This is a genomic window from Rothia mucilaginosa (assembly GCF_001061665.1).
GTDB lineage: Bacteria > Actinomycetota > Actinomycetes > Actinomycetales > Micrococcaceae > Rothia > Rothia mucilaginosa_A.
On record NZ_JVSP01000001.1, the window covers coordinates 24,470 to 35,248 of the forward strand.

Genomic DNA, 10,779 nt, shown 5'->3' on the forward strand with positions numbered 1-10,779 from the left:
CTTTTGTTACAAAGAAGCATCCCCTCGTCTTATCTCACGTTATGGCTTGCGAGAGGGTATTTATCAGCATTTTAGGAGCGGGAAGTGAGTTGCACATCACGGCGGCCACGGCGGGTCAGGAAGGCACCCGCAACCAGAGAGAGCGACCCCACCGCGCTAATCGTCAGTATCCCGGAGGCGCCCGTTACAGCCAGCTGCTCACGCTCACCCTTGGAGGCCGAAGCCGTAGCCTCCTGAGGCTTCTGTCCGGCACGGTCGGTAGCGCCGCCGGTAGCACCCTCGGTAACCGGAGCAGATTTGGGCGAAGCCGACTCATAGGATACAGGAGCCTCGGATGCGACAGCCACAGGAGCGGACTCCTTCGACTCTTCGGCCGGTGCCGGGGCGCTATCGGAGGGAGTAACCGAGGGCTTCTCCTCCGTCGGCTTTTCAGCAACAGAGTCACCGTAGCTCGGCTCCTCAGTTGCCGGCACTTCGGTCTGCTCGGCAGGCAGCGAGTCGGAAGGACGCGAAGCATCCACGCCGTCACGCTCCACTGTGAAGCCGCCGGTCACGATCTGCACGGTTCCTCGGGAATCCTCGTAGACTGCGCTTACACGGTAGGTCGTACCCGGCTTCAGGGCGTTGCCCGGCACCTGAAGATGCGCGGAGAAGGAACCATCCTCCACACGAGCTTCCCCGGAGGCAATGGCCTCACCGGCGGTTCGGCCGTTAGAATCCAGCGCGTGCACCTGCAGGGCCACGGGACCGGAACCTTCGAGACCTTCACCGGTGAAAGTGAGCGTCTTTTCCGAGTCATTCTCGGGGACTGCGGTCTCTTCCACGCGCAGGCGAGCACCCACGGCCACGGATGAATGATTCGTCGATTCGGCTGACTCCTGCTCCTCCGCGCGATCTGCCGAGGCGTCGCGCACCCGGTCGAACTGAGTGTTACGCGGCAGGTCGTAGTGGCGTCGAGGGTCGGTTTCCGGGAGCACGGGGTCCTGTTCCTCAGCGGAAACAATGGAAGCCTCAGAAGCTTCCGGCTCGGAGGTCGCGGGGCGAGGGGCCGCCGGGATCTCTTCCGCCTGCGCTTCAACCTCTTCGTCGGCAGGCTCCGCGACTGCAGTCTCAGCAACGCTCCAGCCATTGGTGAAGGGAATCTCGACACTCTGAGCTGCTAGGCCTCGGGAAGCTGAAGGGGCAATTTCAACGTTCAGCACGTAGCGCAGATCGGGATGCACATCTTGCAGAACGGCTAGGCGCGCACCGGGTACCTCGATGCCGTCCAGAAGCGTGCCGTTGACAACATCGGCTCGTGCCGGGGAGGCAGCCAGTACGTGGCGATTGCCCTGCTCATCAACGGCGTAAATCGAGGTCATGATCTCGAAGGCCTGCGCATCGCCCAGACCGGTGGCCTTGTAGACGATCAGGTTCTGCTCCTGCGGAATTTCCAACTGACCCGACAGGATCTGGGCATTGAGCGGCTCATCCTGAGTATCCGCAGGCTGCACCTCCAGGGGCGTCCATGAATTGTAGGAGGTGTCTTCGACGGAATAGCCGAGATCGGGGTTGACGACGGCGGTTGCCACCACGTACTGCTGGTTGGGGTCGAGGATTCCCGCAGGCAGGGTGAGCTGGGTGCTAAAGCTACCCTCGTGCACATCGGAGACGGGGACGAGGGTCATGGTCACCGCACGGGCACGGCTCAGGGCAGCCAGGGGGTACTTGCGGTACTCACTGACGTACACGGCGATGCCATGCTTCTCAACGTCCTCGCCCAGAAAACCACTACCGCTAACGGTGATACTCTGGGAACGCGCGGGGTTGATGGCAGCACCCTGTTCGACCTGCACCGAGGGGCGCACATCGCGGTCAGAATGCTGGGCGCGGTTCTGCTGAACGTTAGAGGAGGAAAGGCCGCCCGCATTGTGCACTGGAATCGCGGCCTGGGCCGCACCGGTGCCGGCGGTCAGAACGGAGGCCGCAATGGCGGCCGTTGCTCGGGTCTTTGAGTGAGCGGGATCGGGCATGAAACACACCTTTTCTGTGAGTGTGAACGATACCCTTTACGCGACAACGACGCCTCAATTCCCGGCGGGAAGATGTACGGTTGGTTCCTTCGCGAGGTTGGTAACCTTGCGATAGGGGTCTCCTCGGCATGGGCGATGGGTTCCGAGAGGTAAAACTCTCAATCTCCATCTGAGGTGGAAGTCCGCGCGAGGGGAATCGCTCTATTTATCGGTAGTTCCACACTATCAATAGAAAAAGCCTCTTGAGGCCCAATACGCTTTACGAGCCAACTATTTTTTTATGCAATGAACCACAAAACGGGTTTTTTACCCAAATCTCCCCCACTAATCATCCGCAAAACATATCGACTAGGTAAAATACCTCAACTCTCCCTTCAAGGTGAGGGTTTGAAGCGAACGTAAATAGGTAGACTCTGCAGTGCTATATGTGCACATTTATGCACATATAGTTATTTTCTTTCGGGTGTAAGGTTTTTGAGGTCTCGCATCAATCAGTAGCGCCAATCCCCTATTCACCGGCGATGCGAATGACTCTCTTGCCACGCGTGTGACCGGCCTGCAAATCGCGGTAGGCCGCACGGACATCCTCAATCGTGAACCCGTACACACGATCCAAGCGAATTGACACCTTCCCATCGGCGACCAGCTCGGCTAGGGTCTCGAAGTCCCCGTGTTCCGAATGGCGGGGGCCCGTAAACTGTGCTCCCCTAATCATGACCTTGGGCGAGGGAACGAGGGTTCCAATGTCCTTGCCCTTCAACCCCAGCGAAAAGGCTAGGGTCACGTAGTCGCCACCGTAGCAGTCCAGGAACTTTGTCACGCGACCCTCGGCCGCCTTGCGCACTCGTTCCCCCACGCCCTCGCCATAAGCAACCGGCACGGCCCCCAACGACCTGATAAACTCGGCATTCGCGGCCCCTGCAATGCCAATGACGCGTGCACCGCGAGCCACGGCATACTGCACGGCGACGGACCCAATTCCGCCCGAAGCCGCGGAGATGACCACCGTATCGCCCTCCCCCACGCCAATATGGCGGAAGGCGCCTCCCACGGTCAGAGCCGCGACACCCATTGCGGCCGCGTGCTCAAAATCAATGGAGGCGGGCTTAGGCGCAATGTCGCCGATGTTCACACAAATTTCCGTGGCCAGAGATCCCCGTTTGGTGCCCAGACCGGGGGCACTAACGATGGTTCCGAAGACATCGTCGCCCACGCGATAGCCCGATACGCCGGGCCCCACCTCGAGCACCGTGCCGGAGAAATCACGCCCCACTCCGCGAGGGAACTGCGATTTCTTTGATTCAAACCAGCGGCGGGGGTTCCTGATTTTCATGGCGCGCGAGAGCATCTTGAGCTGCGGAGAGCCCTCAAAAATCTTATAGTCCACGGGGTTCAGGCCGACCGCACGCACCGCAATCTTTACCTGCCCCGCTTCGGGGCTCTCCCCCGGTACGCTCACGAGCTTCAGATTCTCCACGGGCCCAAAGCGGTCGTACTGCACTGCCTGCACGCTCATCGTTTCTCATTCCCCTCTTCCCGATTCGGGAGGTATTCTGCAACCTAACGGCAAATTCTTCGACAGGGTTATCCGGGCCCCTCGAAATTCGAGGCTTTCACTTCCGGGACGCTCGGAACCGATAAACCCCCACCCCCGCGAGCGCGGGAACCCTGTCATGAACAAATCGACACCGGTCTGTCCGTCCATTGCGGCTGCAACGTTCCGTGGAGCGCCGCATCGTGCGCCCTCACTATTCTGAACACACAGAAACGTCCTCGCGGTCTCCCGAGATTATTTTAATCCCGAGGAAACCGCGAGGACGTTTCATACGGCGTTACGCGAAAGGATCAACCCTAGAGGCTGCGGCGACGCAGAAGCATCAGCGCAGCACCGGCGATCAGCGCTGCGGCGCCGACACCGGCAATACCTGCGACACCTTCAGCGCCGGTGTGAGCCAGCTGCGGCTTCGAAGAGCTATCCGAAGTGGTGCGGCCGGCGGTATCGCGAGCGCTCACGGTGTGGCCACTCTGGGAAGAAGCGGTCACCGGGGTGTTACCAACCTTGGCCTTGGGAGCCTGCGAGGAGGGAACGCGAGTCTCGGTCACGGTCACGGAACCGTCCTCGCTCATTTCCGCGGTGAAGACGCTGGTGGTGCCGTCGCCGTTATCGCGAACGGTGGTGTTATCGTCGTTGCTTGCCGCGGGCACCGTGGGGGCCGGGTGGTCCGCATCGCTCACGGAGGCGGTGGTGACAGCTACCTGATGTACCAGGCCGTTCGGGTCGCTGGTAGCCACGAGCGCGTACACGTAGCCGGGCAGCAGACGATCGGCACGCACGGAAAGCTTGGTGGTGAAGGTGCCCTCCATAATCTCGGATGCGGGCACATCCTGAACAGCCAGAGCCTCACCGGTGATGTTGCCGTCGGCATCCAGGCGGTAGATGGCCACCTGCACGCCGCGGGAAGCAGATTCGTGGGTGAATCCCGCGCCGTTGACGGTCACCACGTTGTACTCATCGTTCGGGTCCAGGCTTGCGCTCTCGGTGGTGAGGGTCGCGTTCTGGGGTTCAGGTACTGCCGGGGTCTCGGGAGCCGGAGTCTCGTCGGCCTTGGGAGTCTCTGCCTTGGGGGTTTCGGGAGCCGGAGTCTCGGGGGCCGGGGTCTCATCAGCCTTAGGGGTCTCCGGAGCCGGAGTCTCGGGGGCGGGAGTCTCATCAGCCTTGGGGGTCTCGGGGGTGGGAGTCTCGTCTGCCTTGGGGGTTTCCGGGGCGGGGGTCTCATCAGCCTTGGGGGTGTGATCACGCGGAGTGGTAGTCTCGGTTACCTTGAAGGAGGAAAGAGCCACCAGCTTCTCGGCGGGCTGAGCCTGGGGGTTGCTGACAGCAACCAGAGCGTAGGATGCGCCGGCGGGAAGCTGGGCTGCGGGAACGCTGAGGGAAGCGTTGAATGCGCCGTCCTTGATCTGTCCAGCGTCAACGGTGATGGTTGCAATCGGTTCACCGGTAATCTGCTGGTTAGCGTCCAGAGCGTAGATGCTCACGTTAACAGAGGCACCCACCTTGGCCCCCTGGAAACCGGATGCACGAACCGTAATGGTATTGATGGTGGCATCTGCGGGGAAGTCGGTTTCCTCAATCTCGATGGCGGGATTGGCCTGCTCGGTCTTGGGATCTGCCTTCGGGGTTTCTCCGGTCTTGGGGGCCTCGGTAGCAGCGGGGGCCGGTGCCTCAGCCTTGGGTGCTTCGGTAGAAGCCGGGGCCGGGGCCTCAGCCTTCGGTGCCTCAGCCTTGGGAGCCTCGGTAACAGCCGGGGCCGGTGCCTCAGCCTTGGGTGCTTCGGTAGCAGCCGGGGCCGGTGCTTCAGCCTTGGGTGCTTCAGTCTTCGGTGCCTCGGTAGCAGCGGGGGCCGGGGTCTCAGCCTTGGGTGCTTCAGTCTTCGGAGCCTCGGTAGCAGCCGGCGCCGGAGCTTCAGCCTTCGGTGCTTCGGTAGAAGCCGGGGCCGGGGCAGTAACCTCTACGTTTACCTCACCGTTGGGGTGCTGCGTGACGGCAACAGTCGTACCGCTCTGGTCTGCGGGAGCCTCAGCCGCAAAGGTTGCCGGAATAGCGGCAACGGAGCCTGCGGTAAAGGCTGCCGCTGCTGCAATCTTGTAGACGCGACGGGTAGTCTTCGACATTGTTCCTCGATCTCTGAATCATCGGTGGTGAACCCCGGGAATATGCGCCCCCCTCTTCGAAGGCCATCGGGTGTTCAATATGGGTGTGATGCTAAAAGGCTAACATTCGCCCCTGTTCTTACCGGCACCCTATCGCATCCTCTATTCAAGTGTTATCAAATCGTTATAAAACACTCCCCTATAAAGAGGTTGCATACATACCAATTCGCTTACTTGAGTTCTCCGTATCAGGATATGACGATTCTTAAACTTCCCTTTTGCTGACGTTTAACGAACCTATGCATTATTCCGTGAGGAAAAACCTTATAACTACCTGAGAAAACCCCGCTTCGGGGAGCGAGCTTTCACCCATCCTCCAAGCGGGGTTATGCGCGTATTATCCGCAGAACTTCTCAATGAGGGGTTGCAGAGAGGGCCGATGGCACGCTACCCCTCGGCGCGAATCACCTTGAACTGGCTGGCCTGAGCCACCGGGCGCAGGGTAATGCGGTCCAGGTTAACGTGGTGCGGAACGTTGAGCGCAAAGGTTACGGTCTGCGCTACGTCCTCGGCGGTAAGCGGATTCGGTACGCCCTCATACACGCGGTCGGCGGCCTCCTGCGAACCCAGGCGGTTCAGGGAGAACTCTTCGGTGTGCACCATGCCGGGGCAAATCTCGATGACGCGCACGTTATGTTCCGCCTCCTCCAGGCGGAGCGCCTCGGTCAGGCCGCGAGCGCCAAACTTTGCGGCGTTATACCCGGCGCCACCCTCGTACCCATGCTCGGCAGCGGTGGAGGTCAGATTCAGAATCGTGCCGTGACCATTCTGGCGCAGTGCCCCGCTGAAGGCGCGGACCGTATTCAGGATTCCCAGCACGTTCATGCGGTACATCTGCAGGTAATCTTCGGGCTTACCCTCCGAGACGGGATCCAGGCCGATGGCTCCCCCGGCAATATTGACCAGGGCGTCAACGGTTCCCTGCTCACCCAGGATCTGCTCGGCGGCAAAAGCAACGGCGGTCTCGTTGGTTACGTCGCAGGTGACCGGATGCGCCCCAGTCTCCTGCTGCAGGGTGTAAAGACGGTCGGTGCGGCGAGCCAGAGCGTACACCGTCCACCCGGTGGCAACCAGCTGATGCACGGTAGCTCGACCAATTCCGCTGGACGCGCCGGTCACCACGGCCACTTTGCCGTCTCCGGCCCAGGAGCGAAAGGGAGATGGAGGAATGTAAGTGTTCTTAGTCATATCTTTATCCTAATAAAACGATGCCCGGTCGTGCTCCACAACGAAACACACCGGGCATACATTTTTGGTTTTTTCGGTTTTCACGGCTCAAGGTTTTCACAGCTCAAGGTTTTCACAGCTCAAAAGAACCTCGTCGCCCCCCGATTACTTGCGGCGACGGGGAAGACCCCAGCGGCTACGGCCACCATCGCGGTAGCCGAGGCGGTGCTCAAAGTACACGGGCGAGCTACTACCGGTCTTCACGGTGTCCGGGGGAACCGTCCCCTCGCGTGCAGACATAAGATAGAGAATCGCGGCACCCGGCACGAAAGCGATAATGGGAAGAACGAAGCGCATGCGCGCCTCCCCATAGCCGCTTCGCAAGCTAAGGTGCCCGATGCATGCCGCCACCAGTACCACCTGAATCAGTAGAACGGCGGTCTCGAAAGCACCCAAACCAAAGAAACTAAACGTACTCATCAATGCCTCCTCAGGATTGGTACTATTTCAGTCTACGCCCCCGAATGATGCCTGCATAGGGTCGAGTCACGTGTTGAAATGATCCGCGGAACACATTTACCTTCGGGTATTAATGACCTATTCCTGTAGCATTTCCGAGCAGCGCTTCCGAGGCTTCTCCCCCGCCACCCCCCTATCTACCGCACCACCGTGAAATCTCAACGCCACCGCATCACCGACCTCCGAACCCGCCGCCGAGAATTACAGCAGCGAGCCGCCACGTACCGAGCTTCCACAGGGACCCCCTACCCCATCGAAGTACATCTACTCCTGGGGCAGACCTACCTGGACCCCGCCTCCTGGGATGAGCTCATCCACTCCCGCGGACCCGCCGTTGCCCTGCGTCGCGCACGTTTCGCCCCGCGATACGACCGGCTTCTGCGCCGCCTCGAAGAAGCCATCACCCGCTACGAACGCCCCTGACAACCCCTCGAAGCACCCCGCGAACGGCCATCGAGGCCGTGACTCACCACATCCTCGGCGCACGGCCGGCGCTGAAAGCTGAGAGAACGCCGTGAATATGAGAAAATAGCCCTTATGGCTGAAAACATTTTGGGCTCAGACTCGCCCGTACAGATTAACGTTCCCGACCGCCCCGCCCTCGAAGGCCTCGAAGAGAAGCTTTCGAAGCGCTGGGCCGATGAGAAGACCTACGCATTCGACGAGAACACCACTCGCGAGCAGGTCTACTCCATCGACACCCCGCCGCCGACCGCATCCGGATCCCTGCACGTGGGTCACATGTTCTCCTACACCCAGACCGACGTCATTGCACGCTACCAGCGCATGACCGGCAAGAACGTGTTCTACCCCCTCGGCTGGGATGACAACGGTCTGCCCACCGAACGCCGCGTTCAGAACTACTACGGCGTTCTCTGCGACCCCTCCGTGCCCGACAACGATTCCTTCCGTGACCTGATCACCTGGAAGGCAGACGGCACCCCCAAGCCTGACCGCAGCCAGGCAAAGTGGCCGCGCATCTCCCGCAACAACTTCATCGAGCTCTGCGAAGAACTCGCGGTTGAGGATGAGAAGGTCTTCGAGAACCTCTTCACCACCCTGGGTCTGTCCGTGGACTGGTCGCGCACCTACCGCACCATCGACGCACACTCCCGCAAGGTTTCCCAGCTCGCCTTCCTGAAGGACCTGGAAGCAGGCAACGCCTACATGGCAGAGGCCCCCACCATGTGGGACGTCACCTTCCGCACCGCGGTCGCCCAGGCTGAGCTGGAAGACAAGGAACGCCCCGGCGCGTACCACCGCATCAGCTTCCACCGCCCCAACGGCGAGAAGGTCTGGATCGAGACCACCCGCCCCGAGCTGCTGCCCTCCTGCGTAGCCCTCGTGGCGCACCCCGACGACGAGCGCTACCAGTCGCTCTTCGGCACCACCGTCACCTCCCCGCTGTTCGGCGTTGAGGTCGAAATCAAGGCTCACCCGCTGGCACAGCCCGACAAGGGCGCCGGTATCGCCATGATTTGTACCTTCGGTGACACCACCGACGTCACCTGGTGGCGCGAGCTGCAGCTGGACACCCGCGCGCTCATCGGCCGCGACGGCCGCTTCTCCCGCGAGGTTCCCGAGTGGATTACCTCCGCCGAGGGCCGCGAGCGCTACGAGCGCATGGCCGGCACCACCGTCTTCACCGCGCAGAAGACCGTCGTGGAGATGCTGGTTGAGGCCGGCGAGATGGACGGCGACCCCAAGCCGATTACCCACCCGGTGAAGTTCTACGAAAAGGGCGACAAGCCCCTCGAGATCGTCGCATCGCGCCAGTGGTACATCCGCAACGGTGGCCGCGACGCCGACCGCCGCGAGAAGCTCATCGAGCGCGGCCGCGAGATCAACTGGCACCCCTCCTTCATGCGTAGCCGCTACGAGAACTGGGTTGAGGGTCTGAACGGCGACTGGCTGATTTCTCGCCAGCGCTTCTTCGGCGTTCCCTTCCCCGTCTGGTACCCGCTGGACGCCGAGGGCGAGCCCGACTACGAGAACCCGATTCTGCCCACCGAGGATATGCTCCCGGTAGACCCCGCCTCGCAGACCGCTCCCGGTTACACCGAGGATCAGCGCGGCGTGGCCGGCGGCTTCGTGGCCGACCCGGATGTTCTGGACACCTGGGCCACCTCCTCCCTGACCCCGCAGATTGCAACCGGTTGGGGCGTGAACCCGGACCTGCACGCAAAGACCTTCCCCATGGATCTGCGCCCGCAGGGTCACGACATCATCCGCACCTGGCTGTTCTCCACCGCCGTGCGTTCCGAGACTCTGGCCTCCTCCGTACCGTGGTACAACACCGCGCTCTCCGGTTGGATTCTCGACCCGGACCGCAAGAAGATGTCCAAGTCCAAGGGCAACGTCGTGGTTCCGAACGAGGTTCTGGAGAAGTACGGTTCGGATGCTGTGCGCTACTGGGCGGCTTCCGCTCGCCTGGGTGCCGACACCGCCTACGACGAGGGTCAGATGAAGATTGGCCGCCGCCTGGCCATCAAGCTGCTCAACGCCTCCAAGTTCGTGCTGAACCTGGGTGCAACCGAGAAGTCCGTCATCACCTCGCAGGCTCAGGGTCGCGTGCTCATCAACGCCCTGGATCGCTCCCTGCTGGCTCGCCTGGCGTACCTGGTTGAAGAGGCAACCGCAGCATTTGAGAAGTACGAGTACGCTCGTGCCCTGCAGATTTGCGAGAGCTTCTTCTGGTCCTTCACCGACGACTTCGTCGAGCTGATTAAGGACCGTGCCTACGGTGCTCGCGGCGAGGAGGAGCAGGCTTCGGTTCTGGCCGCTCTGGCCACCACCCTGGACGCTCTGCTACGCCTGTTCGCGCCCTTCCTGCCCTTCGTGACCGAAGAGATTTGGTCCTGGTGGCGTGCGGGTAGCGTGCACCGCGCCGAGTGGCCGCAGGCGCTGCCCATCCTGGAGGGCACCCTGCTGGCTGAGTACTCCGCTCAGAACCCGACCGCCGGCATTTCGGCCCAGTGGGTCCTGGCTGATGCCAACCCGGCTCAGATTGACTCGCTCAAGCAGATCCTGCCGGATGTTGCTGAGGCCCTGGGCGGCCTGCGCAAGGCAAAGAGCGACGCGAAGGTCAAGCAGCGCACCGAGGTTGAGTCCGCTACCATCGCGGCTCCGCAGGCGCAGCTGGACCGCATCGAGGCCGGCCTGGGCGACCTGAAGGCCGCCGGTAACGCACGCGAGCTCTCCCTGGTGGCAGCTGAGGGCGAGCTGGAGGTTCGCGATGTGGTGCTCGTGGTGGAGGAAGCCGCCGAGTAGGCGATGCATCCGCGATTCGTCGTCGCTTGTTGTGCAACGCTCAGTCTGCGCGGAGACGCGGATCCTTCTAAGCACCGATGGTGAATAACGCGAGGCGGGG

7 protein-coding genes are annotated in these 10,779 nt (G+C 61.6%); 2 read left to right on the top strand and 5 right to left on the bottom strand.

Annotated elements, in window-relative coordinates; all coding sequences use genetic code 11:
* Positions 1–71 precede the first annotated feature (71 nt).
* From ADJ95_RS00070 to ADJ95_RS09430, 5 genes are all read right to left on the bottom strand, one after another.
* Positions 72–2,012, bottom strand: a complete 1,941-nt coding sequence (locus ADJ95_RS00070; RefSeq protein WP_049331318.1) for a hypothetical protein — start codon at positions 2,010–2,012, stop codon at positions 72–74.
* Between the two features lie 508 nt (positions 2,013–2,520).
* Positions 2,521–3,528 carry an NADP-dependent oxidoreductase gene (locus ADJ95_RS00075; protein ID WP_049331320.1) on the bottom strand — a complete coding sequence of 336 codons (1,008 nt, stop codon included), beginning with the start codon at positions 3,526–3,528 and terminating at the stop codon, positions 2,521–2,523.
* 335 nt (positions 3,529–3,863) lie between these two features.
* On the bottom strand, positions 3,864–5,684 hold the full coding sequence (locus ADJ95_RS00080; RefSeq protein ID WP_049331322.1) for an LPXTG cell wall anchor domain-containing protein: 1,821 nt from the start codon (positions 5,682–5,684) through the stop codon (positions 3,864–3,866).
* A 426-nt stretch (positions 5,685–6,110) separates the two neighbouring features.
* On the bottom strand, positions 6,111–6,911 hold the full coding sequence (locus ADJ95_RS00085) for an SDR family oxidoreductase (protein WP_049331325.1): 801 nt from the start codon (positions 6,909–6,911) through the stop codon (positions 6,111–6,113).
* 144 nt (positions 6,912–7,055) lie between these two features.
* Complete coding sequence (locus tag ADJ95_RS09430; RefSeq protein WP_239662734.1) at positions 7,056–7,247, bottom strand: hypothetical protein; 192 nt, start codon at positions 7,245–7,247, stop codon at positions 7,056–7,058.
* Positions 7,248–7,559: 312 nt separating this feature from the next.
* Between ADJ95_RS09430 and ADJ95_RS09200 the strand changes: the two genes are divergently transcribed.
* Together ADJ95_RS09200 and valS are read left to right on the top strand one after the other, a co-directional pair.
* Positions 7,560–7,832 (top strand): hypothetical protein, encoded by a 273-nt coding sequence (locus tag ADJ95_RS09200; RefSeq protein ID WP_141761815.1) that lies wholly within the window; start codon positions 7,560–7,562, stop codon positions 7,830–7,832.
* 114 nt (positions 7,833–7,946) lie between these two features.
* Positions 7,947–10,679 carry a valine--tRNA ligase gene (valS, locus tag ADJ95_RS00095; protein WP_049331330.1) on the top strand — a complete coding sequence of 911 codons (2,733 nt, stop codon included), beginning with the start codon at positions 7,947–7,949 and terminating at the stop codon, positions 10,677–10,679.
* The last annotated feature ends 100 nt before the right edge of the window (positions 10,680–10,779 follow it).